The organism is Streptomyces sp. NPDC002513 (assembly GCF_053595355.1).
This window is the reverse complement of record NZ_JBSFXK010000058.1, coordinates 1-26,898: the sequence shown is the minus strand read 5'-3', so window position 1 is coordinate 26,898 and position 26,898 is coordinate 1. Positions and strand designations below refer to the sequence as shown.

Sequence of the window (26,898 nt, the reverse complement as noted above, 5' to 3'; positions counted from 1 at the left end):
CCGTGAGCCGTCGGTCGGCCGATGGGCGGGGCGGATCAGTTGCGCGTGCCGGCCGGTGGGCCGACGACGGTGGTGAGCTGGAGTTTGGTCTCGTCCTCACTGCCCGACGCGGCGGTCATGATGACAATCTTGAGCTCCGTGTCGCCGTCGGTCAGGACATCGCAGTCCACCGTGACCGGGCCCACCGACGGGTGATCGACCCTCTTGTGGACCTCGCGGTTCGCGATCACCTCTCCCGTCGCCCACAGCTCGGCGAACCTCTCGTTGCCTGCGTTCAGGTCGCGGACCAGCGCGGCCAGGCGGCTGTCCCGGGGGAAGCGGCCGGTGGCGCGGCGCAGATCGGAGACGAGGGCGGCGTCGGCGGTGTCGGGGTCCGTCTCGGTGACCGGCCACAGCGCGAGGGGGGTGTGATCGACGTCCACCGGGAACCTGTCGCGGGCGAAGTTGCGCATCCGCGGCGGCGAGGCCAAGGGGTCTCCCAGCAGGGCGGCCCACCCGTGGTTCCACCACACCAGTTGCCAGTCCGCCGCGAACACGGCCACCGGTACGTCTCCGAGGCGGACGAGTACCCGTTGCATACCGGGCGGGAGATGGTCGCAGATCGTGCCGTCCGCCGGCGGCACGATCTGGGCCAGCCGGTAGAGGTGGTCCCGCTCGGCGGTGGACAGTTGGAGAGCGCGCGCCAGGGACGCCACCACCGACGCCGAGGGTGTCGTGGCCCGCCCCTGCTCCAGGCGCACGACGTAGTCGACCGACACTCCGGCCAGGTCGGCCAGTTCCTCGCGCCGCAGCCCGACAGCCCGGCGCTTGCGGACGACCGGCAGCCCGGCGGCTGACGGGGGCAGCCGGTTCCGCCACGTGCGGATCATCGCGCCCAGTCCAGCTCCGGGGGGTGTCGTCGTCATGCTCTCCATCCTCCCGCGTCCCCGATCACATGCGGGGGCGCGAGGGTGGTACTGGTCTTCCCACCGTCGAAGCGTCCCTGGTCCGGCTCCCTCGTCAAGGCAACTATCGAAGGCATGACGATCACTTTCATCACCGGAGCCAACAAGGGCATCGGCCGCGAGACCGCCCGCCGCCTCATCGCGTGCGGTCACACCGTTCTCCTGGGAGCCCGCGACCGTGAGCGGGGTGAGGAGGCAGCCGCCGCGCTGGGCGCACGCTTCGTCCCCGTCGACGTGACCGACGGCGCGTCCGTGGCCGCCGCCGCCGCGGACGTCGCCGAGCACGAGGGCAGGATCGATGTCCTGATCAACAACGCGGGGGTCCAGGGTCCCTTCGGTGATCCCGGCGACCTCACCGCCGCCGACGCCCGCGCCGTCCTCGACGTCAACGTCATCGGCGTGGTCCGCACCACCACCGCGTTCCTGCCGCTGCTGCGCCGTTCGGACGACCCCGTGATCATCAACGTCAGCAGCGGCATGGGCTCCCTCGCCTTCACCCATGACCCCGGCCGGTCCGAGTCGCACGTCGTCGTGCCGCTGTACGCCTCCTCGAAGGCGGCGCTGACGATGTTGACCACGCAGTACGCCAAAGGGCTCAAGGGCATTCGCGTCAACGCCGCCGACCCCGGCTACACAGCGACCGACATAAACGGTCACAGCGGCTCCCAGACCGTCACCGAGGGCACGGACGCGATCGTCGCCCTCGCCACCGAGGGGCCCGGTGCCGGCACCGGACGCTTCATCGACCGCCATGGCGAGATCGCCTGGTGCTGAGACCGGCGGTGCCGGGTCACCGGCCCTGAAGAACAGAACGGGCAGAACATCGAGACCGGTCCCGGACAGGAGAACCGCTGCCGCTACTGGCGTCGGCGGAACCTCCGGCCGAGGTGATCAGGACGTACGAGCCGGGGCCCTGCGCGTCGAGACGGTAGCCGCCGTCGGGCGACGCCAGCCCTTTGACCTGTGCCTTCAAGTTGGCGGAGGCTCACGGGGGTGCACCGCCGGCTGCCGGTGCGCCCACGCGATGCACCAGAACTGCACGACCCTGTGCTCAGCGTGCAGAATTCACCGTTCGTATCCCGTAGTCCGTTGTCGGGACCCTGTGCTTGCCCGATGATGTGGGCCATGAGCGAAGCCGATGAAGCCGATGCACACGAGGACCACCACCATCACGGCGTGCGCGGTCTTGTCGAACGGATGGGTGAGCACCACCGGGAGGCCGTCCAGCGCCGCGAGGACGAGGAGCTGGCACGGGCGGCGGAGAGCGCCGGGTTCGATCTGGGCGCCGACATAGCCCTCCCCACGCCGGGTGGCGCCGCGGTCGGCTATGACGTGGAAGCCGATGTCGGGCTGGACAACGAGCCGCCGGAGCTGCGCCGGTAGGCGACCGGATGACCCGGCTCCCGTAGGTCCGGACGACCCAGTTTCCGTAAGAGGGACGGGGCCGCCCTCTTCACTTGACGGCTCCCTTGGCGGCGCCGGCGGCGACGTAGCGCTGTGCGATGACGATCAGTACGGCCGCCGGGAGGGACGCCAGCACGGCGGTGGCCATGGTGGCGTTCCATTGGTTGGTGTGGGCGCCGATGTACTGGTAGACGCCCAGGGTGATCGGCCGCACGGTGTCCGTGGTGGTCAGCGTGAGGGCGAAGAGGAAGTCGCTCCAGGCGAAGAGGTAGGTGAAGAGGGCGGCGGTGATCATCGCGTTGCGGCTCACCGGGAGTACCACGGAGCGGAAGGTGCGCAGCCGCCCGGCGCCGTCCAGGCGCGCGGCCTCGATGATCTCGCGGGGAATGCCCTGCATGAACGAGCGCAGGATGAGGATCGCGAAGGGGACACCAGAGGTGGAGTCGGCGAGGATCAGTCCGGCGTAGGAGTTCAGGAGTCCCAGCTCGTTGTAGGCGCCGTAGAGCACGGTGGCCACGACGATGCCCGGCACCATCTGGGTGACGAGGATTCCGAAGAGGTACAGGTTGACTCCCCGGATGGGGAAGTGGGCCAGTGCGTAGGCCGCTGGGGCCGCGAGGCCGAGGCTGAGCAGCACGCTGCCGAGGGACACGACGAGGCTGGTGACCAGGTTACGTCCCTGATCGCGCAGCGCGGTGGCATAACCGCCGAAGTCCGGGTGGAAGGGGAACCAGCCTGCCCGCAGTGCGTTCCCTGTCGGCTGCAGGGAGGCGTTCACCATCCAGTAGACGGGGAAGAGCATCACCGCGAGCAGGACGATCCCGGCGATCGTGGACCAAAGACCCCGGCGGGGTGCGCGTTTCACGGCATCGCCTCGGAGATGTTCCGGGCACGACGGCCCACCCGCAGGTAGACGAGGGCGAAGGCGAGCGCGACGACGACGAGCAGGTTGTCCATCGCGGCACCGCGCCCGAACTCGAACTGCTGGAAGGACAGCTCGTAGGCCCGGGTGGCGATGGTCTGGGTGGCGTCGGCCGGTCCTCCGCCCGTCACGATGAGGATGATGTCCAGCACCTTGACCGTGTAGACCAGGTCCAGCAGCAGTACGACGCCGGCCACGGGCCGCAGCAGTGGCCAGGTGACATGGCGGAACGAGGCCACCGGACCGGCACCGTCCAGCTTCGCCGCCTCGTACAGATGTGGGGGGATGTCCTGCAGGCTGCTGTAAAGGATCGCGGTGTTGAAGGGGATGCCGACCCAGACGTTGACGAGGATCACCGACGCGAGTGCCTGCGAGGTGCCGGTGAGCCAGGGGACGCCGGACGGCAGGAGGTGGAGATGCCGCAGCGCGTTGTTGACGACCCCCGAGTCGGTGTCGAGCATCCACCTCCACGTCGTGCCGGAGGCGACCAGCGGCAGCAGCCACGGCAGCAACAGCAGCGACCGCAGTACGCCGCCGAGCGGGAATCTGCGCTGGAAGAACACGGCAAAGGACAGGCCGAGCACGAACTGCCCGCAGAGCGACCCGGCGGTGAACACGACCGTGGTCAACAGGGTTGTGGGGAACTGGTTGGACGACAGGATCTTCGAGTAGTTCTGCAGCCCCACGAACGGCGCGGCACCGGTGTAGAACGTCGTGGTCGTGTACTGCTGCAGGCTCATCACGAGGTTCTTGACGACCGGGTAGCCGAAGAACAGCAGCAGATAGGTCCCGGCGGGCACGAGGAACATCCAGCGGGCGAGGGGCTCCGGGAAACGTGCCCGGGGTACGGTCCGGCCCCCGCCGGACGCGTCCTCGGCGCCCTCCTCGTTGTTCTCCGCACCGGCGGCGGCCGTCCTCGCGGCGACGGCGCCGGCCTTCCGCCCGATGCTCTTGCGGCGGGTCGGGGGCAGGTCAGGAGCCGGTCGCGATCTGCTGCGCACGTTCGAGCGCCTCCTGTGGTGTCTGCTCACCGGTCAGCGCGGACTGGATCGCGGTGTAAATGCCGGTCGCCGCCTCGGGCCACTTGACGCCGAGCCGGTCGGTACGGGCCCGGGCGTTCGCGACGCTGTGGACGAAGGCGGTCATCGACGGGACCTGCTCGGTGTACTGGGCGGCCACCGTGGAGCGGGACGGCACAGTGAGGTACTGCTTGGCCAGGGCGAGCATGTTCGTGGAGTCGTTGAGGCAGGCGAGGACCCGGGCGGCCTTCTCCTGCTTTTCCTTGGAGCTGTTCTGCGGAACCGTCCACACCTCACCGCCGAGCGGGGTGACGGGGGTCTGCCCCGCCCGGGGGACGGGAATGGGAGCTACCCCCCAGTGCAGGTTCTTGGTCTGGTCCATGGCGTGGATCCGCCAGGGCCCGTTGATCATCATGGCCGTCTTGCCGGCGACGAACTGATCGTGGAGGTCGGACTGCGTCCAGTTCAGCACCGACTTCGACATGGATCCGCTCTTGACCAGGTCGACCCACAGCTGAAGCGCCTGCGCGGCCTGCGGGGTGTCCAGTCGCCTCTCGTCCCCTCCGTTGGACCACAGGAACGGCATGAACTGCCAACTGCCCTCGAAGGTGGGATTCGCATCGACCGCCATGCCGTAGCGCCCCGGGCGGGTCAGCTTCTTCGCCGCCGTCTTCAGCTCGTCCCAGGTCTTCGGCACGGCGACCCCGGCCTCGGCAAGCATGTCCTTGTTGTAGAAGAGGGCGACCGTGCTGACGGTGGGGGCCAGCCCGTACAGCTTTCCCTGGTAGGTGCCCGCCGACACGATGCCCTGGGCGAATCCGCTGGAGTCGATTCCGTAGCGGTCCAGCGGGGTGAGCGCGCCGCTCTGGGCGATCTGCTGCAGGTCGGGGTTGTCCAGCATCAACAGGTCGGGAAGGGTTCGCGACGACGCCTGCTGCAGGACCTTGGGTATGAGCGAGGACCCCGGAACGCTGGTGTGCTCGACCTTGACTCCGACGGTCTTGCCGCAGGCGGTCAGCCGCTCGCTCCACTGGGCGTGCTCGGTCTCGTCGGTGTAGTAGTCGAGGGCGGTGATGGAGGTGACCTTGTCTGCGGCCGATCCCGGGCTGGATCCGTTACCGCACCCGGTGGCAGCCACTGCCAGGACGGCTCCTGTGCTCAAGAAGGCGGCGATCCGCCGCGCTGACGGTCTGGCCGATGCGATCATGGTGGAGCCTTTGCCGAGTGACGTCTGGGAGCGGAGTGCCGTGTCGGGAAAGGCGGGATCCAGGACGTCCCATGGCGACTCGCCCGGGGTGTGCCTGCCGGTGAAGGGCGGGCTTCCGGGCCGTCGTCGAAACGGTGCATACCTGCGTCTGCCGACTTCGGCGCAGGATATCCGACCCGGTCAACCGGTCGGCGTCGGGCATTCGAAGACGGGCGGCCACACTTCGGAACGTGGGCGTCCACACCTCGGAACGCGGGTGTCCACAGATCGGAAGGCGAGCATCCGTAATGGAAAGCGGGCATTCGCAAAATGAAGCGGGTATTCGCAACGGGAAGCAGGCATGCGCAACGGGAAACGGGCATCCGCAATCGGAAGGAGGGCCTTCACGGATCGGATGGCCGGGGTCCACGGACCGCGAGGCCGGCTTCCGCGCGTCGGAAACGGGCATCCCCGGATCGGGAGACAGGCTTCACCGGTGAGCGGCGGGAGGGCCGGGCTCGGGGCGGGCGCAGTGCCCGGAGGGACTCCGCGGTCGCCTCCCTCATCGGCTCAGAAGGCCGGTCGAAGCCCCGAGCCGTGGCTGTCATCGCAGACATTGCCCTGTTCTGCGGCTTCCCGGATCATCGCCGCCACGGCGTCGGGCCGTGACAACACCGCGGCATGCGAAGCGTCCATGAAGTGTTCGGTGGCGGCCATGCGCTGCGCCATGAAGCGCTGAGCGGTGGGGTTGAGCATGCGGTCGGCCGTCGCGATGGCATACCAGGACGGCTTGCCGGCCCAGGCCGGCGGGCCCGCTCTGCCGGTCAGCGCCCGCCAGGCGATCGGGCGCTGCGCCAGCGACCGCACCTGCGTGACGTGGGCCGGCAGATCGGCCCCGTACACCTGCGAGAACTGTTCCTCGCGGATGTACAGCTCGCCTTCGTCGCCGGCGGCGAACCGGGTGGCGACGGCCGCGTCGGACCCCGGCATCAGGGGGAAGCGGTAGGCGATGTCGAGGGCGCACTCCCCGGCGTCGAGGCCGAACGCCGCGACATAGCACAGCGCCACGACGTTGTCGGCGTCGGTGGCGGCCTCCGTGATGACCGCGCCGGCGTAGCCGTGGCCGACCAGTACGACCGGGACGTCGAGATGCCGCACCACACTCCTGAGGTAAGCGGCGTCCTGCGCCAGCCCGCGCAGCGGATTCGCAGGAGCGCGGACCGGTAACCCGGCGGCGTGCAGGAGACCGATCACCCCGGCCCAGCACGAGGCGTCGGCGAACGCTCCGTGCACGAGCACGATGGTCGGCGGATGGGGGGTGGACGTGTGCATGGTCCGTGACCTCCGACTGAGTTCGATGCCCCAGCCAAGCGCACTCACGTCACGCGGGCATCGCGTGAACGTACCAACCGGTCGGCTCGGTCGTCGGGCAAGGCCATGACCAGCTTGGCGAGCTGAACCCGGGAGTTCACCGACAGCTTGCGGAAGACGGAGGTCAGGTGCGTGTTGACAGTGTGCGGGGAGACGACGAGCAGGTCGGCGGCCGACCGGTTGGTGTGGCCCTCGGCGATGACGCGCGCGACCTTCTTCTCCGAGGCAGTGAGTGCCTCCCAGCCCATGACCGGGCGCTCCACCGCCGCTGCCCGGCGGCTTCCGGCGGCCTCCAGGTCGCGCTGGACGCGTGCCGCGGCGGCGTGCGCGCCGGCCTCGGTGAACGCGCCATGGGCCTGCGCCAGGGCGGTCACCGCCTGGGACTTTCGGCCCGCCGCCAGGAGCGCCTGTCCGAGGTCGGCCTGGGCGGTGGCTCTGACCAGCGGGCGAGGGCCGGCCCCGAGCAGGGTGACGGCGTGTTCCAGCAAGGTGAGATCGTTGCGCACGAGCCCGAGGGCCTGCGCCGCGATGCCCGCGGCGGTGGGCACGGTCGGGTTGCGTGCGGCGTGGGCTTCGGCCTGTGCGGCCAGGTCCTCGGCCAGCTCGTGGTCCGCGCCGCGCAGAGCCATGCGTATCGCGGTGTCGACCCAGTTGCGCAACAGCCGCCAGCGCATGAAGGGACCTTCGTCCTGGACGCGCCGAATCCTGTCGACGGCGAGCCCGATCTCGCCGTCGGCCTCGGCGTGGACCGCCTCCAGGAAGCGCACCGCGGCCGTGTTGCCGGGGTTCGGTTTGGCGGTCAGCCGTGCGCGCGCCTCGGTCAGATGCTGCAGCGCCGCCTCGCGATCGCCGCGATGCAGGGCGATCCGGGAGCGGATCACCCGAGCGTTCACCTGTTGGACGGGTACGTGTACGTCGTCCTCCAGGCGCTCCATCGTCACGAAGTCCGCTTCGGCGTCGTCTAGTCTGCCCAGGCCCAGATGGTGCTGGCCCTGCCCCCACAGCAGCATGGCCTGGCGAAACGTTCCTGCTTTGTCCGTCGCCTGCAGAATCAGTCGTTCGCTCGTCTCGAAGTCGTCCAGGTGCTGGTGCGCGACGATCTCCTCGGGGAGGAAAGCGGGATCGACGGCGCTGAGCGCGGCGAAACGATCCAGTGCGATGGCGTTCTCACCCGCGTTGAGCGCGATCTCGCCGAGCCCGCACAGGGCCAGCACATGCGCCTCCAGGTCACCGATCGCGGTCGCGGCACGCAGCGCGGTCTCGCCGGCGTCACGCGCCGCGACCAGATCCTGGCCCCGGGACAGGGCGAGCGCACGCAAGGCGGCCAGCCTCGCCTCGATCTCCGGGGCGGCGCCCCCGGTGGCGAGGGCCGTCTCGGCCCGGCGGCGCAGCTGCTCGGCGAGATCCATGTTCCACAGCGTCCCGCCGAGGGCGGCCTGCAGCCGGCCGAACACGTCCAGCGGGGGGCGGCCGGCCAGCAGTCGGTCACCGATCGCCAGCGCCTCCCGGTTCCGGCCGGCCCGGGTCAGACAGATGATCGCCTGCTCGCCCACCGCGTACCTCAACGGTCGCGCGGACGGCACCAGTTCCAGGGCGCGCGTCAGCAGGTCGGCCGCGAGCCCCGGTGTGACCGGCAGTACGTCGTCGGCGGCCTGCCGCAGCAGGGCCACGGCCTCCTCGTCCCCGGGCAGGGCGCCCCTGAGGATGTGCGGTACCGCGTCGATCGGCTGGTGCCCTGCGGAGACGAGGTGGCCTGCGGCCTCTCGGTGCAGAGCTTTCCGGGCCGACGGCGGGATGTCGACGTAGACGGCCTGGCGCAGCAGATCGTGCCGGAAGACCAGATCATCGCCGTCGTCGTCGAGGAGTCCGGCGCGCACCGACTCCTCGAGCGCCTCGATCAGCGTGGCGGGCGCCCGCCCGCAGAGCGCGGCGGCGGCGTGGAAGCCGAATCTGCGTCCCAGCACCGCTCCCATCTGGAGGAAGCGCAGGGTGTCCGGCTGCAAGGACTTGAGTCTGCCGCGCACCCCCACCACGAGCCCCGGAGGCACGGGATCGCCCGAGGCATCGGGGGTCCGCAGCCCCCCGAGCATCTCGACCGCCAGGAACGGGTTCCCGCCGGCTCCGCCGAGGAGGTCCCGTACCCGATCGTCGACGGCCGCCCCCAGGGTGTCGTCGGCGAGCTGGTGGATGGCCGTGCCGGACAGCGGCCCCAGGGACACGGTGCTCGCCGGGAGTTCACCCGTCGCGGCAGCAACGATCTCCTCCGCCGGAGCGGCGGGCTCCTGTCGCGTGGTGATCATCCACAGCACCGGCGAGCATCGTAGGCGCGTGGGAAGCTGCTTCAGGGCGAACCGGCTCAGCGGGTCGGCCCACTGCACGTCGTCCAGCGCGATCAGCACCGGCGTAGTGCCCGCCCTGGCCTCGATCGCCTCCGCCAGGCGCTCCACCAGCCAGATCCGCTGATCGTGATGGCGTGCGAGAGCGACGAAGGCATCACCGGACAGCAGTGGCTGGTCACCGTGCAGGACGCAGGCCGCGATCGACGAGAGCGGCACGATGTGATGCAGCTCATCGGTCTTGCCGAGGCCCACTGAGTATCCCGCCGCCCTGGCCCTGTCGGCGGCCTCGGTGAGCAGTGTGGTCTTGCCGATGCCGGGCTCCCCCCGGATCAGCGCCAGTGAGCCGCTCCCGGCGCGGGCCACCGAGGCGATCAGTGTCTGGAGCTCTTCGAGCTCGGCCTCCCGCCCGCGCAGGCCGCGTCGAGACAGCGATCCGCCCGACACCGCCACGTACGTCCCTTCCTGTCCGCACCCGCCAGCCGGTCCCGGTCCGTGCCGGCCGTGACCGTGCGCGTCGGCGTTGCCTGCGGAGCCGGAGGCGGCTCAGGCAGGCGCGGACGATGCATCGGGTGTCACTATCTCAAGATCCGCTGCTCAAGCAAACCCGTTTGCAGGGGGAGTGATGGGGGCCACGCCGGTGGCGGACGCCCTGGCAGGGCTGGGCGGCGAAGCGCCGGGGACGATCGGTGCTCCGCCGCCGGTGCCCCGGCAGGCGACGTTTGGCCGACGAACGTCGCTTGCCCGGGTACTTGGTCGTGATGTAGGGGCGAGGTGGCCGGGGCCGGGCTGGGCGCTGCCGGGATCGGACCGGAAAGCGTCGGAGGCGGGTGTCCGTGCCGGGCCCGGGTACCCGGCGAGATCAAGAGCTGGGCCGGGAACTTCCTGGTGCCTGCCGGGGCACCAGTGTCGCGGCAGGCAACGTTTGCCCGTCAAGGAGCGGCGTCATGGGGGTCCCCCCTGCTCGAGCGAAGCCGAGAGCTTGGGGGAGCGTGCCGGGCGTCGCGACGGGGCGAACGTTGCCTGTCGGGGCACTAGAGGCATCCTGCCGTCGCCACGGCCTCTTCGGTGAGGTGGGTTCGGTGCCGGACGGCGGGCGGGGTGACATGACGGTAGCGCGGCGCCCCCGCGCCCTCCGGCCCGCCGGACGAGGCCTTGGGCAGCAGACGCGTAGGAGGCCCCGGTATCACCACGGAGTCCCGCCACTCGGTGGGGGACATCCCGTAGACGGCCCGGAACGCCCGGCTGAAGTGGGCGGCGCTGGTGAATCCCCACCGGCGGGCCACCGCGGCGATGGTCCGGCCTGCCGATCCGTGGTGGGCCAGCTCCCGCCGGCACTCCTGGAGCCGACGGCGCTGGATCCACCGGCTGACGGTCATGTCCTGCGCCTGGAAGAGCTTGTGCAGATAGCGCACGGAGATCTGGTGGGCGCGGGCTATGGCCTCCGGTGTGAGGTCCGGTTCGCCGAGGTGTTGGTTGATGAATGCCTGGATGCGCAGGACCAGTTCGTCGGCTGCGGTCGGAATGGCGTCCAAGTCCTGGCGAAGCTGTTCCTCGGCCAGAGCGGTGAGGAAGTCGACGACGTTGTGGGCCAGCGCCTCACCGGTACGCGGCGGGTACGTTGCCGCAGTGTCCACCACCCTGTTCAGAAAGGGCGACAGCAGTGAGCCCAGCGTGGTGTCGGGGCGGATGGGGACCGCCACGATCCGCCGCAGGTCCGGCTCGCGCAGGCCGAGGAGCCGGCGCGGCAGCACAACGGACTTCGTCTGGAACGGACGGGGGAATTCCATCTGCATCGGGCGTGCCATGTCGCAGAAGACGATCTCCCCGGGGCCCAGGACGGCCACCCGGCCGTCCTGCTCGACCCGGGCGGTTCCCCTGGCCAGGAGCTTGACGAGGAAGTGGTCGTCGCCGTCCCGCGCGATCAGCCGCGAAGTCCGCCACACCCGCAGCGGATTGCTCTCCACGGTGGCGACCCGCAGCCGGCCCAGCGGGGACGTCCGGACGGCTCCCGAACAGGCCTGGTCCAGGACGGCGATGTCGAGGGCGCCGAACGTCCGGGACAACGTGTCGCGCCAGTACTTCGTTCTCCGGTGGGTGGGCACGGAATCGGTGGTGCAGAGCGTGCCTGAGAGCTGCCCGGTCTTCGGTATCGCTGGATCCGCCGACATGATCTCCGCCCTTCGGCCGGTGTGCTGTCCCTGAGCACCGTGCCAGCGAGCCGGGGTCCGGCACATCGCGTGAATACGCTAGATGACGTGAGTCCGCGTGATGAGGGGTGCGGGACCACGACAGAGGGAGACTTCGCCTACGCACGATGCCCTGACCAGCCGTATCAGTCAAGAAGGCATCGGGCCGGGCCCTTGTCCGAGCGGTCGGTCCGGACGGCCGCCGGCGGGGACGCACCCGTCTCATCCAGAGGTCGCGGACCGTGGGGACAGACCCCTGGGGCGCAGCACGGCGTAGCCGATGCCGAGGCCCACCGCCAACGGCCACTCGACGGCGCCCACGACCGCCAGCGCGCCGAGACCGGCGTACAGGGGCAGGCCGCGTCGGGCGGTCAGTGCGCGTCGGGCGGTGGCCACGGGGACCGCGGCGGCGTCGACCGCCCGGGTGGCCGCCTCACCGAGCCCCGGGAGAGTGAGGGTGATCGTACGCGCGCCGGTCCCGGTGGTGGCCTTTCGCTTCGGCGACTCCCCGGCCCCTTCGGCCGCGGGCGGCCGCGACGTGTGCGTCCCTGACCGCTTCCGCGTGCCCGATGCCTTCCGTGTCCCCGGTGGTTTCCGCGTGCCCGATGCCTTTCGTGTCTCCGGCGGTTCTTGTGTGCCCGGTGCTGTCCGTGTCTCCGGCGGTTCTTGTGTGCCCGGTGCTGTCCGTGTCTCCGGCGGTTCTTGCGTCCCCGCCCCCTCCCGCGTCCGCGATGTCGTCTGCGTCTCCGACGCCTGCTCGGCTTCCGGCGTTTTTGAGGCCGGGCGTGACGGCTTCGGCGTGGTCTTCGGGCGCTTCTCGCCAATCCTCGGCGTGGTCACGGCTCACATCCGTTCCTGGGGTCCTGAACGTCGCCCCCCGGGAGGCTCAAGCTACCCCGGGGTCCAGGGGCCTGCGAGCCGGGAATCCGTTCGGACCAGCAGGGCGGGCGGGCGGGTCCGGGGTGGCACATGCTGATCGAGAACGGACGAAGGACGAGGGACTGACCTGCTGCGGAGGTATGAGGCGGATGTCGTTGTTGTCCGGAGTGCTTCCGCCGCTGCCGGCGCCACTGACCCGAAACCTGAAGGGCGGGGTGGCCGCCGGGGTGCACAAGGCCGTGGGCGGGGCCGCCCTGCTGCTCGGCATGGACAAGCGGGATGTCTGGTCCCGCCCGGGGCGCTGCCATATCGATGTGCGGGGGGTACGGGGCCCGCGCGGCATGTGGGTCGGCCGGCTCGTGGAGCGCGCGCTCGAGGAGCACCCCGGCGTACTGTGGGCGCGGGTGAACGCTCCCGCGGAGCGGGTGGTCGTGGAACTGGCCTCGCCGCCACCGTCCCGTCAGGAACTGATCCGGATCATCGCCCACGCGGAGGCCCACGGGGCCGCCGGCACCGCGGATGAGGGCGGGTTCGACGGATGGTGCCCCGAGCCGCACCATCCGTGCGAGGCACCGCACACACGGCCCGCTTTTCCGGTCCTCGCGGCGGACATCGCGGGGCTCATGCTCACGGTGGCCACGCGCCTGTCGCCGTGGACCCCACTGCCCGCGGAGGTGGGGGCTCTTGCCACGGCCGTCCAGTGCCACCCCCTTCTGCGCCGGCTGGCGGCGTCGGTCCTCGGCGAGCGGGAGCGCCCGGAATCAGTACTTCCGGCACTCAACGCGCTGGTCCAGGGCGTGGCCACGCGCGGCGGGGGGCTCGTCCTCGACGCCGCGCAGCGTCTGGCGCAGTGGCGGGAGGCGAACGCGGCCCTTCAGGCGTGGGCGGAGGCGGAGCCGCGACTGGTACGGGGACCGGAGGACGCGAAGGCCGAGCCGACCCTCACCCAACGTCCCCAGGTGCACCAGGATGTGACGGCGCGCTATGCCGAGCGGGTCATGGGGGCGGGCGCGGCCGTCGGCGCCCTCGCGACCCCCGCCGTGGGGCCGAGGCGCGCACTCGCGGTGGCGTTGTCCAGCATGCCGAAGGCGCCGGAGGCCGGGCGGGAGGGCTTCGCCACCAGTCTGGGCCGATTCCTCGCGCTGCGGGGCGTCGTGGCCATGGACCGCGGCGCGCTGCGCCGCCTGGGCCAGGTGGACACCGTGCTCCTGGACGTGAACGCACTGCGCAGCGGCCGCTGCGAACTGACCGATCTGGAGCTGCTCGACGGCGCCGAGCCCGCGCAGGTCTCCGATCGGCTGTTCTCCCTGTTCGACCCGGCCGCACCCGGGCGCCTCCACCGCGACGGCGACGGCTGGGTGCTCGGTCCTCTGGAGGACCTGGAACTGACGGACGGCACCGGCCGCGGGGCCGCGGACCGGCTGCGGCACCGCGGCGGCGAACAGGTGCTGGGCCTGGCCCACGGGCGCCGACTGGTGGCCGTGGCGGGGGCCGCGACGCAGACGCTGCCCGGCGCGCAGGCCCTGGCCGCCGCGGCCCGCCGTTCCGGGATTCGCGTGATCCTCGCCGGTGACCAGCCGTATCCGGAACTCGGCTTCGTCGACGCGATGGTGCCGACGGGGAGCCGACTGGTGGCGTCCGTACGCGGGTTGCAGGCGGACGGCGCCGTGGTGCTGCTCGTGTCGGGCAACCGCCGCGCGCTGGGAGCGTCCGACTGCGGCATCGGAGTGCACCGGGAGGGAGAGCCCCCGGCCTGGGGCGCACACCTGCTGGTCGGCACCGACCTGGACTCGGTCGCGCTGATCCTCACCGGTGTCGGCGTGGCCCGCCAAGTCGACCGGGACAGCGCGGTGCTGGCCGCGAGCGGCAGCGGCATCGGCGTGGTCGCGGCGATGCGGGCAACGGCCGCCGAGGCGTGCTCGCGCGGACAGGCGGCGTGCAACACCGCCGGGGGGATCGCCTTCGGGCTGGGCGTCTGGCGCGCCCGGCAACTGTGCTCGCGTCCGGTCACCCCGTCCGTGGAGACCGTGCCCTGGCACCTGATGCCGCCTACGCGGGCCCTGGAACGGCTGCGTACGAGCATCGACGGACTGTCCGCGGCGGAGGCCGAGGCACGGGCCAAGGGACCGTCACGGGCAGGCGTGCCGCCGCGGACCACCCTGCCGTCGGCGTTCGTCGAGGAGTTGGCCAACCCGCTGACGCCCGTGCTGGCCGGCGGGGCGGCCCTGGCCGCCTCCGTGGGTTCCCGGGCGGACGCCCTGCTGGTCGCGCTCATCACCGCCACGTCGGCACTGGTGGGCGGCGCTCAGCGGGTGCGGACCGAACGCGCCCTCGCCGAGCTGACCGCCCGCTCCGCCGTGGGTGCCCGGGTACGGCGTGGAGGCGCCGATCGGCTGGTCACCGCGGAGGACCTGGTGCCGGGAGACGTCGTACTGCTCCGGCCGGAGGACGTGGTGCCCGCCGACTGCCGGCTGCTTCAGGCCCAGGGCCTGGAGGTCGACGAGTCATCGCTGACCGGCGAGTCCCTGCCCGTCGCCAAGGACCCCGCCCCCGTGGTCGCCGCACATCTCACCGACCGCCTCTCGATGCTCTACGAGGGCACCACCGTCTCCGCCGGAGAGGCGGTGGCGGTGGTCGTGGCCACCGGGGCGGCCACCGAGGTCGGGCGGACCATGGCCACCGCCCGGGAGGCCGCACCGGTCACCGGCGTCGAGGCACGGCTGTCGTCCCTCACCAAAGCCAGCCTGCCCGTGGCGACGATCTCCGCGGCGGCGGTGGCCGGGGCCGGGCTGCTGCACGGACGCCCGCCCGCCGAGAGCCTGGCCTCGGCGGTGAACCTGGCCGTCGCCTCGGTCCCCGAGGGGTTGCCGTTCCTCGTCAACGCCGCCCAACTGGCCTCCGCGCGCCGCCTGGCCGAACACGGCGCGCTCGTGCGCAACCCCCGCACCATCGAGGCGCTCGGCCGGGCGGATGTACTGTGCTTCGACAAGACCGGCACCCTCACCGAGGGCAATCTTCAGCTCGCCGCCGTCGGCGACGGAGATCGCACGCTCCCCGTCGACCGGCTCGGCCCACGGCACAAGTCGGTCCTGGCGGCCGCCCTCCGCGCCACCCCCGCCGCCCGCCAGTCGGAGCCGATGGCTCACCAGACCGACCGGGCGGTGGACGCGGGGGCCCGCCGGGTGCGGGTGTCGGTCGGCCGCGGCGCGCCCCGCTGGCGGCGCACCGGAACGCTGCCCTTCGACCCGTCCCGCGCCTACCACGCCACCACGGGCAGCACCGCCGGCCGCCTTCTGCTCAGCATCAAGGGCGCCCCCGAGACCGTGCTGGACCGCTGCCTGTACCGCCGCCTGAACGGGGTGCGGACCGTGCTCGACGACGCCGGGTACAAGGCGCTCACCCGGGCCACCGAGCAACTGGCCGGAGCCGGCCGTCGCGTCCTCGCGGTCGCCGAACGCACCATGGAGCCGGGGGAGGAGCTGACCGACGAGGCGGTGCGCGATCTGGTCTTCGTAGGATTCGTCGTGCTGGCCGACCCGGTGCGCCCCGGGGCGGCGCCGGCCACCACCCGGCTGCGGGCGGCCGGGGTGCACACCGTCCTGCTCACCGGGGACCACGCCGCCACCGCCGAGGCCATCGCGGCCTCGGTCACCGGCGACCCCGACCAAACCGTGTGCACGGGACCGGAGTTGGACCAGCTCGACGACGACACCCTGGACGCCCTGCTGCCGACGGTGGACGTGATCGCCCGGTGCACCCCGCACCACAAGGTCCGCATCGTCGAGGCGTTCCAGCGTCTGGGCCGAGTCGTGGCGATGACCGGCGACGGGGCCAACGACGCCCCCGCCATCCGGCTCGCCGACGTCGGAATCGCCCTGGGACGGCGCGGCACCCCCGCCGCCACGGCCGCCGCCGATCTGGTCATCGGTGACGACCGCCTGGAGACGATCGTCACCGCCCTGACCGAGGGCCGGGCGATGTGGACCTCGGTCAGGACCGCGCTGGCCATCCTGATCGGCGGCAACCTCGGCGAGGTCACCTTCAGCGTGCTCGCCTCCGCGCTCTCCGGCAGCTCACCGCTGCGTGCCCGTCAGATCATGCTGGTCAACCTGCTCACCGACCTCGCCCCCGCCCTCGCCATCGCCGTACGCACCCCGGCCGAGGGCACCGGGGAACAGCTCCTGGAGGAAGGCCCCCACCAGTCGCTGGGCACCGCGCTCACGCAGGAGATGCTCCAGCGCGGGCTCACCACCGCCCTCGGTTCAGGGCTCGCCTGGACGGCCGCCCGCTTCACCGGCACCCAACGCCGCGCCGGAACGGTGGCACTGGCCGCGGTGGTCGGCACCCAGCTCGCACAGACCCTCGCCAGCGGCGGTGCCGACCGTCACGTGCTCGCCGCCACCATCGGCTCGGCAGCGGTGCTCGTCGCCATCATCCAGACCCCGGGCATCAGCCAGTTCTTCGGATCCACCCCGCTGGGCCCCGTCGGATGGGGGATCGCTCTGACCGCCATCACCACGGCCACGCTCCTCCACGGACGACTGGAGCCCCTCGCCGGTCGCCTGGCCCGCACGGGCTGGCTGCCCTCCTCGGCGGAGCAGGCCGGCGAAGCCGGCACATCAGCGCTGCCGTCGTCGGCCGCTGCCGCGCTCGCCGCGGCCCCGATGTCCTGGCTGAGCGGGGTGCTGTCCCGCTTCGGCCTGCCCACACCGGGCATCGGCCGGCCGGCTCCTTCCTGAGAGGCCGGCCACCGGGCGGACCCGGCCCAAAACCCTCACCCCGATGCCGAGTCCCCGGGCGGCACGGTCTCCGACTCCCGGGTGAGACGGCCCGTGTCCAGGCGCAGCCGCCAGGTGTTCCGGCGATGGGCGGACGCGAGGGCGGCCTCGAGCGGCGACGGCGGCACCGCCAGGACGGGGCAGGCGGCGTGCGCGAGGCAGTACCGGCTGACCGACGGCCGGAGCGCGCGGTGCCAACGGGAGCGGTGTCCGGCGCCGACGACCAGCACATCGTCCTCCCGGTCCGCGATCTCCACCAACGCCGGACCGGGGGCGCCCCGGGCGATGAGCGCCCGCATCGGCACCCCCGGGCCCTGAGCGCCGAACACGCCATGGAGCGCCTCAAGCAGCCTCTCCCGCGCCAGGCGCTCCCACTCCCCGGCCATGAAGGACGCCGCCGGGGGCCGGGCGGCCAGATCCCCGCCGGGCGGCTCCCAGGCCAGCACCGGCCACAGCTCCGCACCACGGCGCCGGGCTTCGTCGGCGGCCCGGCGCAGGGCGGCGACACTGCCCAGCGAACCGTTCAGGCCGACCACGACACGGCCGGCCCAGGGAGCGTCGGACTCGGACATCACACACCGTTCCTCACACGCCGACGGGGTGGCCCCCGGGCGGTTCCCGGGTGCTCGCCCCTCGTCGGCGATGCTCGTCGATACCGCTTCCATCTCACGCCCGGCCCGGGCCCCGGAACAGCCCACGCGCCCTTTCCTGACGCCCTTCTGACGGTCTTGCCCAGACCCCTGGCCAGGAGTGTCAGCAACGCGTCAGCGTCGCCCCGGTCGCCGTCAGCATCCCGTCAGGAGAGGTCCGGCATCCGGGGTGCCCGGGCGTAGCGTCATCGGCGAGCCACGGTCCGCCCCGCCAGGTGAGGGGCGTCTCGCACACCCGGCAGGACCACCCGGCTCATCCGGCGAACCAGCCGCCAGTCCTTGCACCACCGCGGATCCTCCGGGAGGCATCCCATGGCAGAACCCCTGTACGACGAAGACCCCGAGCCCTGCGATCGGTTCCCGGCCGGACCTCTGTACGTCCCGGTCCGGTCGGGCCCGTCCCGGTGCACGGCTCGGCTCTTCTGTACCCCCCTCGGCGAGCGTACGGCTGTCGGCTTCACCTCCGAGCGCAGGCTGATCGCCACGCTCGGGCCCGAGCAGACGTGGATCAGGCTCGCCGAACCCGCACTGCGCGCGCTGACCGCCCCGCTCGGGGTCACCACCGTCACGGTGGACCCCCAGTTCACCGCCCCCGCGCCGACCCGCGGCGAGCGTCTGCCCCGCATCCGGAAGCACCCCGGCGCACACCGTGAACGTACGCACACCTGGGATCCGCAGGCCGTCGGCGTGCTCCGGGTCACCGGCGCCGCGGCCTTCGTCTCGGCGCTGTCGCTCTGGCTCGGCTGAGAGGGAGAACCCGATGACCACCCTTCACGAAACCGCGCTCACCACCACCGCCCACGAGCTGTCGGTGTGGCCGGCGTCCACCGCCGAGCCCCGCCCCGGTGACCTCGCCGTCGGCGGCGTGGCGCTCGCCGAGGTGGCCGACCGCTTCGGCACCCCCGTCTACGTTCTCGACGAGGCCGAGGTCCGTGAACGCTGCCGCACCTACCGGCATGCCTTCCCCGACACCGAAGTCCTCTACGCGGCCAAGGCGTTCCTGTGCCGGGCCATGGCCCACTGGATGGACGAGGAGGGCCTGGGCCTGGACGTCTGCTCGGCCGGCGAGCTGGAACTCGCGGTCACCACCGGTTTCCCGCCCGAGCGGATCGTGCTGCACGGCAACGCCAAGTCACCGCACGACCTGGAGACGGCTCTGCGGCTGGGGGTGGGCCGGATCGTCATCGACAGCCCGTCGGAGATCGCACGGCTGGCCGCCGCGGTCGGACCCGACGGCCATCAGAAGGTCATGGTCCGGGTGGTGCCCGGCATCCACGCGGGCGGCCACGAGAAGATCCGCACCGGCACCGAGGACCAGAAGTTTGGTCTGTCGATCTCCGACGGCTACGCCCAGCACGCCATCGCCCGGATCCTGGACCAGCCGCAGCTCGAACTCACCGGCCTGCACTGCCACTTGGGCTCACAGATCACCAGCGTCAAACCGTATCTGCAGGCCGTACGCCGGCTGGTGGGCCTCATGGCCCGGCTGCACGGGCAGCACGGCCTCGTCCTGCCCGAACTCGATCTGGGCGGCGGCCACGGCATCGCCTACCGGCCCGGCGAGCAGGCCCTGGACCTGACCACCCTGGCGCGCAAGGTCCGGGCCGAGCTGAACGAGGCGTGCGCGTCGGCCGGGCTCGCGGTGCCCCGCCTGATCATCGAACCGGGCAGGGCCATCGCGGGACCGGCGGGCGTCGCCCTGTACCGCGTCCTCGCGGTCAAGCGCACCGGCGGTCACACGTTCGTGGCCATCGACGGCGGCATGAGCGACAACCCGCGACCCGCCCTGTACGGAGTGCGCTACGCCCCCCGCCTGGTGGGCCGGCGCGGCAGCGCCCGCCTGCACCCGGCGACCGTCGTGGGCCGGCACTGCGAAGCCGGTGACGTACTGGCCACGGATGTGGACCTCCCCGACGACATACATCCCGGGGACCTGCTCGCCGTGCCCGTCGCCGGTGCCTACCACCTGTCCATGGCCTCCGGCTACAACCTGGTCGGCCGCCCGCCCGTCGTCGCCGTGCGCGACGGCCACGCCCGGCTGCTCGTCCGCCGGGAGTCCCTGGACGACATCCGCAGCCGCGACGTCGGCCTGTAGTACCGCCGCACCCTCCCCAAGCCCACCTCCGGGCGAGCCTTGGCCCAGCCCTCGCCCGGAGGTGGCCCAACCCGAGACCGGCCGCCGGCTGGGCGTACACCGTCTCCGATGGACCGGCGACGCCTCGCACGACCCGTATCCACGCCGCCCGTTCCGCTCCGCCGACGGCACGACGCAGGCGCGCCGACGAGGGACCGGCGGCGGGCGGGAGCCGGCCGGCCTGCCTCAGGTCTCCTGCCCCCCGAAGGTGTCCAGAATGCGTTCGGCGGCCCGGGTGGCCGTCACTTCGCCGTTCCTGACCTGCCGTTCCAGGGTGGGCGCGAGGGCGCGGACGGCCGGGTCGGCGTGCAGACGGCCCAGCAGTCCGTCGCGGACCATGGTCCAGGTCCAGTCGACCTGCTGGTCGCGGCGCCGGGCGGCGAGGCGTCCGGTGGAGTCCAGCAGCGTGCGGTGCTGCTCCAGCCGCTCCCAGGCGGTGTCGAGGCCCGTCGACTCGCGAGCGCTGCAACTGAGCACGGGCGGCGTCCAGAAGGCGTCCTTGCCGTGCATCAGCCGCAACGCGCCTGCCAGTTCACGCGCGGCGGCGCGCGCGTCGCGTTCGTGCGGGCCGTCCGCCTTGTTGACGGCGATCACGTCGGCCAGCTCCAGGACGCCCTTCTTGATGCCCTGCAACTGGTCCCCGGTGCGCGCCAGGGTCAGCAGCAGGAAGGAGTCGACCATGTTCGCGACGGCCGTCTCGGACTGGCCGACACCGACCGTCTCCACCAGGACCACGTCGTAGCCGGCGGCCTCCATCACCACGATCGACTCGCGGGTCGCCTTGGCGACCCCGCCGAGCGTGCCGGCGGTGGGGGAGGGGCGGACGAAGGCCGCCGGGTCGACGGCCAGCCGCTCCATCCGGGTCTTGTCGCCGAGGATCGAGCCGCCGGTCCGGCTGGAGGACGGGTCGACGGCGAGCACGGCCACCCGGTGCCCGAGGCCGGTCAGCAGGGTGCCGAAGGCGTCGATGAACGTCGACTTGCCCACCCCCGGCACCCCGCTGACCCCGATCCGCCGGGCTCTCCCGCTGTGCGGCAGCAGCTCGGTCAGCAACTCCTGGGCCAGCGCCCGGTGCTGCGGACGGGTCGACTCGACCAGGGAGATCGCGCGGGCGATCACCGCCCGCTTGCCGTCGAGGACGCCCTTGACGTACGTGTCGAGGTCGATGGCCATGGACTCACGGCCTCACAGGTCGCCGTGTCCGAGGCCGGCCGCCAGCCGCGTCACCAGGTCGTGGGCCGCGTCCGGGATCACCGTGCCGGGCGGGAACACCGCCGCCGCGCCCATCTCACTCAGCGTCGGCACGTCCTGAGGCGGAATCACCCCGCCGACGACGATCATGATGTCCTCGCGGCCTTCCTCGGCGAGTGCCTCGCGCAGCGCCGGTACGAGGGTGAGGTGCCCGGCGGCCAGGGACGACACCCCGACGATGTGCACATCCGCCTCGACGGCCTGCCGCGCCACCTCGGCCGGGGTCTGGAACAGCGGGCCGACGTCCACATCGAAGCCGAGGTCGGCGAAGGCTGTCGCGATCACCTTCTGCCCTCGGTCGTGGCCGTCCTGGCCCATCTTGGCGACCAGGATGCGCGGCCGGCGGCCCTCGGCCTCGGCGAAGGCGTCGACGAGGGCCCGGGTGCGGTCCACGTTCGGCGACTCGCCTGCTTCGTTGCGGTACACACCGGAGATCGTACGGATCTGGCTCGCGTGCCGTCCGTACACCTTCTCCAGGGCGTACGAGATCTCCCCGACGGTCGCCTTCGCGCGGGCCGCGCGCACCGCCAGCTCCAGCAGGTTCCCCCCGCCGTCGGCCGCCCGTGTGAGCGTGTCCAGCGCGTCCTGGCAGGCGGTCTCGTCCCGCTCCTCGCGCAGCCGCCGCAGCTTGGCGATCTGCTGACTGCGCACCGAGGAGTTGTCGACCTTGAGCACCTCGATCTGCTCGTCGGAGTCCACCCGGTACTTGTTCACCCCGATCACCGGCTGCCGCCCGGAGTCGATGCGGGCCTGGGCGCGGGCCGCTGCCTCCTCCACGCGCAGCTTGGGGATGCCCGCGTCGATGGCCTGCGCCATGCCGCCCGCCTGCTCGACCTCCCGGATGTGCTGCCAGGCCCGGCGGGCGAGGTCGTAGGTCAGCCGCTCCACATACGCGCTGCCACCCCACGGGTCGATCACGCGCGTCGTGCCGGACTCCTGCTGGATCAGCAACTGGGTGTTGCGGGCGATGCGGGCGGAGAAGTCGGTGGGCAGCGCGAGCGCCTCGTCGAGGGCGTTGGTGTGCAGCGACTGGGTGTGGCCCTGGGTGGCCGCCATCGCCTCCACGCAGGTGCGCGTGACGTTGTTGAACACGTCCTGGGCGGTCAGGGACCAGCCGGAGGTCTGCGCATGGGTGCGCAGCGACAGCGACTTGGCGTTCTTCGGGTCGAACCCCCGGACCAGCTTGGCCCACAGCAGCCGGGCCGCACGCAGCTTGGCGACCTCCATGAAGAAGTTCATGCCGATCGCCCAGAAGAAGGAGAGCCGGGGCGCGAAGGCGTCCACGTCCAGGCCCGCGTCCCGGCCGGCCCGGATGTACTCCACGCCGTCGGCGAGGGTGTAGGCCAGCTCCAGGTCGGCCGTCGCGCCCGCCTCCTGGATGTGGTAGCCGGAGATGGAGATGGAGTTGTAGCGGGGCATCCGCTGCGAGGTGAAGGCGAAGATGTCGGAGATGATCCGCATCGACGGCTTCGGCGGATAGATGTAGGTGTTGCGGACCATGAACTCCTTGAGGATGTCGTTCTGGATGGTCCCGGCCAACTTCTCGGGCGGCACGCCCTGTTCCTCCGCCGCCACGATGTACAGCGCGAGCACCGGCAGCACGGCGCCGTTCATCGTCATCGACACCGTCATCCGGTCCAGCGGGATGCCGTCGAACAACTGCCGCATGTCGTAGATCGAGTCGATCGCCACGCCCGCCATGCCGACGTCGCCGGTCACCCGCGGGTGGTCGCTGTCGTAGCCGCGGTGTGTGGGCAGGTCGAAGGCGACCGACAGGCCCTTCTGACCGGCCGCCAGATTGCGGCGGTAGAAGGCGTTGGACTCCTCGGCCGTGGAGAAACCCGCGTACTGCCGGATCGTCCAGGGCTGGTTGACGTACATCGTCGGGTACGGGCCCCGCAGATACGGGGCGATGCCCGGGAAGGTGTCCAGGAAGTCCAGGCCCTCGAGATCCTGCCCGGTGTAGAGCGGCTTGACCGTGATGCCCTCGGGGGTCTCCCAGCGCAGGCCGGCACCGTCGGTGGCCTTCTTGACGGCCGTACGCCACTCGTCGGAGCCGGTGCCGGCGACCGGGGTCCCCAGCTCGATCGCCGAGAAGTCGGGGATGGACATCAGGACACTCCCATGCGGTCGAGCGTGGCGGAGAGCACGGCCACGGCGTCGCAGCCGGCGAAGACATAGGTGTCGGCACCCGCGTACGAGCCCGGACGCCCCGCGAGGAACACGTGCTGCGCGCCCGCCGCCCGCAGCTCCTCGGCGGCGGACTCGGCCCGCTCCTCGTACACCGTGTCACTGGAGCACAGGCATGCCTCCCGCGCCCCGCTCTCCTCGAAGGTGCCCTCGGAGACGGGCTCGATGCCACCCGCCTGGAAGAGGTTGGCGGCGAAGGTGAGCCGGGCGGTGTGGGCGGCGGCCGGGCCGAGCGCGGCCAGGAAGACGCGGGGCCGGGCGCCGGTCGCGGCGAGGTGGGCGTCGGAGCGGGCGCGCAGCGCCTCGAACGCCTCGTCCCGCCGTACCCGGGGCAGCCCGCCGGACGGCGGCTCGGGAGCGGGAGCGCGGACGACCGGTTCCTCGGCCAGGTGCGGGAACTCGCTGACGCCGGTCACGGGCTCACGCCGCTGGGCGAGCTTTGCGCTGCGCACGGACCAGGTCGCGGCCAGCCGCTCGCCGACCAGGCCGGAGCGCAGAGCCGCCGCCTGCCCGCCGGACCGCTCGATCTCCTGGAAGTACGCCCAAGCGGCGTGCGCGAGGTCGTCCGTCAGCCGCTCCACGTACCAGGAGCCGGCCGCCGGGTCGATCACCCGGGACAGATGCGACTCCTCGATGAGGATGGTGGAGGTGTTGCGGGCGATGCGGCGCGCGAAGGCGTCCGGGAGACCGAGCGCGTGGTCGAAGGGCAGCACGGTCACGGCGTCGGCGCCACCCACCCCGGCGGCCAGGGTCGCGACCGTGGTGCGCAGCATGTTCACCCAAGGGTCGCGGCGCGTCATCATCACCGGCGAGGTCACGGCGTGCTGGAGCTGCGCGCCTGCCTGCGGCGCCCCGCAGACCTCGGCCACCCGGGCGAACAGCCGCCGCGCCGCGCGCAGCTTGGCGATCGTCAGGAACTGGTCGGCGGTCGCGGCATACCGGAACTCCAGTTGGGCGCAGGCCTGTTCGATGCTCAACCCCGCCCCTGTCAGCTCACGCAGATAGGCGACCCCCGTCGCCAGGGAGCAGGCCAGCTCCTGCGCCGCCGAACCCCCTGCCTCGTGGTACGGCAGCGCGTCCACGGTCAGCGCCCGCAGCCCCGGATACCGCGCGGCGCACAGCCGGGCCAGCTCGGCCACGGGCGCGGTGTCGTACGACTCCCCGGTGCGGGCCTCATGGCCCAGCGGGTCGGCGCCCAGGTTGCCGCGTGCCGCGTCCGCGGCGACGCCCCGGTCCTCGTAGAGCCGCAGCAGCCGCCGTGCGGCGGGCTCGGTCTCGGCGCCCGCGTCCAGGACGACGGGCGCCAGGTCGAGATAGACGCCGGCGAGAGCGCGGTCGAGCGACGGGACGGGGATGCCGGCGGACTCGCCGACGGCCAGCCACAGGGAGGTGACGCCGTTCTCCAGGTCGGTCAGGACCGCGCCGTCGTCCGCGGCCGTGTGCCGCTGACGCACGTCCCAGCCGCCGGGCGCGTTCCCCTCGGGCCGGCCGCCGCGCACGAAGGGCGCGAAGCCGGGCAGGCCGGGGTCGGGTGCGTGGTCGCGCCGGGTGTACAGGGGCCGGGTGCGCAGCCCGTCCTCCAGCGCGGTGGACAGGGCGTGCTCTGCCTCGGCGTCCGGGACTTCCTTGCCCGACTTGCGCAGCACACCTGCCACCAGGTGGTGCCACTGCTCAAGGGTCGCGTCAGGGAACTCGGCCGCCAGGGAGAGTCCTTCGTCAGGCAGGACGGTCATGCTCGGATGTTAGGGCAGGTCGGCAGAAGAGCAGCAGAGGGCACGGTTGTGACCTTGTTCTCGTTGAACATCCGACGGGGATCTCATGGAGTGTCCGACGGGGTTCTCCTCGCGCGGGTGATGGGGGTCGGAGGATGATTGACAAGCGCCCGCCGGAGTTCCGCCACCGCTCACCCCGAGGTCACCGGATCGTCCGCCCGGCGCGGAGAGAACGATCACGCCAGGCGGACGCGGTCTTGGCCCCGCTCCCGACACGCGATACGGTCTCTCCGATATTGACGACGGTACGACGGAAGCCGGTGGGAATCCGGCACGGTCGCGCCACTGTGTGCGAGACGCCCCCAAGGCGCCTCGTGAGTCAGACCCGTGGCCGTCGTCCTGTGCACCACCGAGATGGGACGCGAACTCCCAGAGGAGGTCCTGCCATGGTGCAGACCGTCGCCCAGCCGACAGCCGCCACCCCCGCCGTTCCCGCCAAGCTGCCGCTGAACGCGATTGCTCCCTGGGCGGTTTTCTTCGGCATCCTCATGCTCATCCTGCTGTACTTCGTCGGCGCCGAGCAGGGCGCCACCTCCGTGTTCAGCGGCACGGACGTCCACGAGTGGGTGCACGACGGCCGTCATCTGCTCGGCTTTCCCTGCCACTGACGCAAGGGGCGCCGCACACCCATGAACTCCGCAACCGTGCGCAACCTTCTGGTGCGGGGCATGCTCGGCGGCCTGGCCGCCGGCGTGCTCGCCCTGATCGTGGCCTACCTCCTCGGCGAGCCGAACGTCGACAGCGCGATCAGCTTCGAGGCGGCCCACTCCCACGAGCACGAGAGGGAAGTCGTCTCCCGCTCGCTGCAGTCCACCGCCGGTCTCGCCACCGGCGTCCTGGTCTACGGAGTCGCGTTCGGCGGCATCGCCGCGCTCGCCTTCTGCTTCGCGCTCGGCCGGGTCGGCCGCTTCTCCCCGCGGGCGACCGCGCTGCTGCTGTCGGGCTGCGCGCTGCTGGCCGTGTATGTCGTACCGTTTTTGAAGTACCCGGCCAACCCGCCGTCGGTCGGCAACCCCGACACCATCGGCAAGCGGACCACCCTGTACTTCCTGATGATGCTGCTCAGCGTGCTCCTGGCGATCGCCGCCACCATCCTGGGCAAGCGACTCGCACCGAGACTGGGCACCTGGTACGCCACCGTCGCCGCGATGGCCGGCTTCGCCGTCGTGATCGGCCTGGCGTACGCGTTCCTCCCGGCGGTCAACGAGGTCCCGAGGGACTTCCCGGCCACCCTGCTGTGGCGGTTCCGCCTCTCCGCCCTGGCCATCCAGGCCGTCCTGTGGGGCGGATTTGGCCTGACCTTCGGCGAGTTGGCCGAGCGCCGGCTGAATCCGAAGTCCACACCGGCCGCCAGGGACCAGGCGGTCGCCGCCCCGAACTGACAGGACCCGAGACACGAGAGGGACCGCGGAACCATCCGGGGGCCTTCTCGTCCTCCGGGCATCGACGGATCGGATCACACGCAGGGCACAGCGGAGCGCCCGGCGTCGCGTCCCACCGGCGAAGCGACGAAGGGGGCTACGCGAACCGGCTGCCTGCGCTGCGCGATGGCGACCCTGCTGCGTCGTCACCGGGACCGAACTGCCCGCCGCGGTGCTCGCCCGCACCCTCGACATCGCCGACGCCGTCAAATGGCAGCGAGCCGCCGCCGGAGAATGGGCCGCCTACGCAGCCGATCTCTGTGTCGACGGCATCGCGGTCGACACAGGCCCCGCTGAAATGTGCTTTTCGGAACGTACCTACACCTGCACCGCGTGCGCAGTGGTGTCCCCCAGGGGCAAGAACTCCGCCCGCGTGATGCTGGTCCGGGCTGGTCTCAACCCGGCTGGTGCTGATGGCGGAAGACCTCCGGGAGCGCTGCTCCCGAAGGCAG

Annotated in this window: 19 protein-coding genes, 1 pseudogene and 1 riboswitch; of the genes and pseudogenes, 8 read left to right on the top strand and 12 right to left on the bottom strand. The window is 71.9% G+C overall.

From position 1 onward, the window contains the following. Positions 1–35: 35 nt before the first annotated feature. Positions 36–914, bottom strand: coding sequence for a helix-turn-helix transcriptional regulator (locus ACWD5Q_RS28600; RefSeq protein ID WP_451429945.1), 879 nt, complete (start codon positions 912–914; stop codon positions 36–38). 105 nt (positions 915–1,019) lie between these two features. Here ACWD5Q_RS28600 and ACWD5Q_RS28595 point away from each other — a divergent pair, with 105 nt between their 5' ends. Next, on the top strand, positions 1,020–1,718 hold the full coding sequence (locus tag ACWD5Q_RS28595; protein ID WP_451429944.1) for an SDR family NAD(P)-dependent oxidoreductase: 699 nt from the start codon (positions 1,020–1,022) through the stop codon (positions 1,716–1,718). A 351-nt stretch (positions 1,719–2,069) separates the two neighbouring features. Next, positions 2,070–2,327 carry a hypothetical protein gene (locus ACWD5Q_RS28590; protein WP_451429943.1) on the top strand — a complete coding sequence of 86 codons (258 nt, stop codon included), beginning with the start codon at positions 2,070–2,072 and terminating at the stop codon, positions 2,325–2,327. A gap of 70 nt (positions 2,328–2,397) precedes the next feature. Here ACWD5Q_RS28590 and ACWD5Q_RS28585 read toward each other — a convergent pair whose 3' ends face one another. From ACWD5Q_RS28585 to ACWD5Q_RS28555, 7 genes are all read right to left on the bottom strand, one after another. After that, on the bottom strand, positions 2,398–3,213 hold the full coding sequence (locus ACWD5Q_RS28585) for a carbohydrate ABC transporter permease (protein ID WP_451429942.1): 816 nt from the start codon (positions 3,211–3,213) through the stop codon (positions 2,398–2,400). After that, positions 3,210–4,079: a carbohydrate ABC transporter permease gene (locus tag ACWD5Q_RS28580; RefSeq protein ID WP_451429960.1), complete on the bottom strand. Its 870-nt coding sequence runs from the start codon at positions 4,077–4,079 to the stop codon at positions 3,210–3,212. Before ACWD5Q_RS28580 ends, ACWD5Q_RS28585 begins: the two co-directional genes overlap by 4 nt. 163 nt (positions 4,080–4,242) lie before the next feature. Continuing rightward, complete coding sequence (locus ACWD5Q_RS28575; RefSeq protein ID WP_451429941.1) at positions 4,243–5,427, bottom strand: ABC transporter substrate-binding protein; 1,185 nt, start codon at positions 5,425–5,427, stop codon at positions 4,243–4,245. Positions 5,428–6,045: 618 nt separating this feature from the next. Beyond that, on the bottom strand, positions 6,046–6,807 hold the full coding sequence (locus ACWD5Q_RS28570; RefSeq protein WP_451429940.1) for an alpha/beta fold hydrolase: 762 nt from the start codon (positions 6,805–6,807) through the stop codon (positions 6,046–6,048). Between the two features lie 44 nt (positions 6,808–6,851). Beyond that, positions 6,852–9,635, bottom strand: a complete 2,784-nt coding sequence (locus tag ACWD5Q_RS28565; protein WP_451429939.1) for a helix-turn-helix transcriptional regulator — start codon at positions 9,633–9,635, stop codon at positions 6,852–6,854. Positions 9,636–10,216: 581 nt separating this feature from the next. After that, entirely contained in the window at positions 10,217–11,353 is a 1,137-nt protein-coding gene (locus tag ACWD5Q_RS28560) for an AraC-like ligand-binding domain-containing protein (protein ID WP_451429938.1), read from the bottom strand. Positions 11,354–11,593: 240 nt separating this feature from the next. Next, on the bottom strand, positions 11,594–11,767 hold the full coding sequence (locus ACWD5Q_RS28555; protein WP_451429937.1) for a hypothetical protein: 174 nt from the start codon (positions 11,765–11,767) through the stop codon (positions 11,594–11,596). A gap of 632 nt (positions 11,768–12,399) precedes the next feature. Here ACWD5Q_RS28555 and ACWD5Q_RS28550 point away from each other — a divergent pair. After that, positions 12,400–16,989, top strand: coding sequence for an HAD-IC family P-type ATPase (locus ACWD5Q_RS28550; protein WP_451429936.1), 4,590 nt, complete (start codon positions 12,400–12,402; stop codon positions 16,987–16,989). A 35-nt stretch (positions 16,990–17,024) separates the two neighbouring features. Here ACWD5Q_RS28550 and ACWD5Q_RS28545 read toward each other — a convergent pair whose 3' ends face one another. Beyond that, positions 17,025–17,600 (bottom strand): universal stress protein, encoded by a 576-nt coding sequence (locus ACWD5Q_RS28545; protein ID WP_451429935.1) that lies wholly within the window; start codon positions 17,598–17,600, stop codon positions 17,025–17,027. 390 nt (positions 17,601–17,990) lie between these two features. Here ACWD5Q_RS28545 and ACWD5Q_RS28540 point away from each other — a divergent pair, with 390 nt between their 5' ends. Together ACWD5Q_RS28540 and lysA are read left to right on the top strand one after the other, a co-directional pair. Next, a complete protein-coding gene (locus tag ACWD5Q_RS28540; RefSeq protein ID WP_451429934.1) occupies positions 17,991–18,425 on the top strand; it encodes an SAV_915 family protein in 435 nt (144 codons plus the stop codon). Positions 18,426–18,438: 13 nt separating this feature from the next. Then, positions 18,439–19,773 carry a diaminopimelate decarboxylase gene (lysA, locus tag ACWD5Q_RS28535; protein WP_451429933.1) on the top strand — a complete coding sequence of 445 codons (1,335 nt, stop codon included), beginning with the start codon at positions 18,439–18,441 and terminating at the stop codon, positions 19,771–19,773. Between the two features lie 225 nt (positions 19,774–19,998). Here lysA and meaB read toward each other — a convergent pair whose 3' ends face one another. The 3 genes from meaB to ACWD5Q_RS28520 are packed head-to-tail and all read right to left on the bottom strand — an operon-like array spanning position 19,999 to position 24,986. Continuing rightward, the gene (gene meaB, locus ACWD5Q_RS28530) at positions 19,999–20,985 is read right to left on the bottom strand and encodes a methylmalonyl Co-A mutase-associated GTPase MeaB (RefSeq protein ID WP_451429932.1); all 987 of its coding nucleotides are present in this window, start codon (positions 20,983–20,985) and stop codon (positions 19,999–20,001) included. 12 nt (positions 20,986–20,997) lie between these two features. Continuing rightward, positions 20,998–23,175: a methylmalonyl-CoA mutase gene (gene scpA / locus ACWD5Q_RS28525; RefSeq protein ID WP_451429931.1), complete on the bottom strand. Its 2,178-nt coding sequence runs from the start codon at positions 23,173–23,175 to the stop codon at positions 20,998–21,000. Beyond that, positions 23,175–24,986, bottom strand: coding sequence for a methylmalonyl-CoA mutase family protein (locus ACWD5Q_RS28520; protein WP_451429930.1), 1,812 nt, complete (start codon positions 24,984–24,986; stop codon positions 23,175–23,177). Before ACWD5Q_RS28520 ends, scpA begins: the two co-directional genes overlap by 1 nt. A 244-nt stretch (positions 24,987–25,230) precedes the next feature. Continuing rightward, a riboswitch (cobalamin riboswitch) is annotated at positions 25,231–25,376 on the top strand. Positions 25,377–25,411: 35 nt separating this feature from the next. Between ACWD5Q_RS28520 and ACWD5Q_RS28515 the strand changes: the two genes are divergently transcribed. The 3 genes and pseudogenes from ACWD5Q_RS28515 to ACWD5Q_RS28505 all read left to right on the top strand — a co-directional run. Then, a complete protein-coding gene (locus ACWD5Q_RS28515; RefSeq protein WP_451429929.1) occupies positions 25,412–25,633 on the top strand; it encodes a CbtB domain-containing protein in 222 nt (73 codons plus the stop codon). Between the two features lie 21 nt (positions 25,634–25,654). Continuing rightward, positions 25,655–26,407, top strand: a complete 753-nt coding sequence (locus tag ACWD5Q_RS28510; RefSeq protein ID WP_451429928.1) for a CbtA family protein — start codon at positions 25,655–25,657, stop codon at positions 26,405–26,407. 346 nt (positions 26,408–26,753) lie between these two features. Beyond that, positions 26,754–26,898 (top strand): annotated as a pseudogene (locus ACWD5Q_RS28505) (RNA-guided endonuclease TnpB family protein); the annotation flags it as partial.

Coding starts and splice junctions, on each gene's coding strand:
- ACWD5Q_RS28600 (WP_451429945.1), bottom strand. CDS start 914: ATGGAGAGCATGACGACGACACCCCCCGGAGCTGGACTGGGCGCGATG.
- ACWD5Q_RS28595 (WP_451429944.1), top strand. CDS start 1,020: ATGACGATCACTTTCATCACCGGAGCCAACAAGGGCATCGGCCGCGAG.
- ACWD5Q_RS28590 (WP_451429943.1), top strand. CDS start 2,070: ATGAGCGAAGCCGATGAAGCCGATGCACACGAGGACCACCACCATCAC.
- ACWD5Q_RS28580 (WP_451429960.1), bottom strand. CDS start 4,079: ATGTTCCTCGTGCCCGCCGGGACCTATCTGCTGCTGTTCTTCGGCTAC.
- ACWD5Q_RS28570 (WP_451429940.1), bottom strand. CDS start 6,807: ATGCACACGTCCACCCCCCATCCGCCGACCATCGTGCTCGTGCACGGA.
- ACWD5Q_RS28560 (WP_451429938.1), bottom strand. CDS start 11,353: ATGTCGGCGGATCCAGCGATACCGAAGACCGGGCAGCTCTCAGGCACG.
- ACWD5Q_RS28550 (WP_451429936.1), top strand. CDS start 12,400: ATGTCGTTGTTGTCCGGAGTGCTTCCGCCGCTGCCGGCGCCACTGACC.
- ACWD5Q_RS28545 (WP_451429935.1), bottom strand. CDS start 17,600: ATGTCCGAGTCCGACGCTCCCTGGGCCGGCCGTGTCGTGGTCGGCCTG.
- ACWD5Q_RS28540 (WP_451429934.1), top strand. CDS start 17,991: ATGGCAGAACCCCTGTACGACGAAGACCCCGAGCCCTGCGATCGGTTC.
- lysA (WP_451429933.1), top strand. CDS start 18,439: ATGACCACCCTTCACGAAACCGCGCTCACCACCACCGCCCACGAGCTG.
- meaB (WP_451429932.1), bottom strand. CDS start 20,985: ATGGCCATCGACCTCGACACGTACGTCAAGGGCGTCCTCGACGGCAAG.
- scpA (WP_451429931.1), bottom strand. CDS start 23,175: ATGTCCATCCCCGACTTCTCGGCGATCGAGCTGGGGACCCCGGTCGCC.
- ACWD5Q_RS28520 (WP_451429930.1), bottom strand. CDS start 24,986: ATGACCGTCCTGCCTGACGAAGGACTCTCCCTGGCGGCCGAGTTCCCT.
- ACWD5Q_RS28515 (WP_451429929.1), top strand. CDS start 25,412: ATGGTGCAGACCGTCGCCCAGCCGACAGCCGCCACCCCCGCCGTTCCC.
- ACWD5Q_RS28510 (WP_451429928.1), top strand. CDS start 25,655: ATGAACTCCGCAACCGTGCGCAACCTTCTGGTGCGGGGCATGCTCGGC.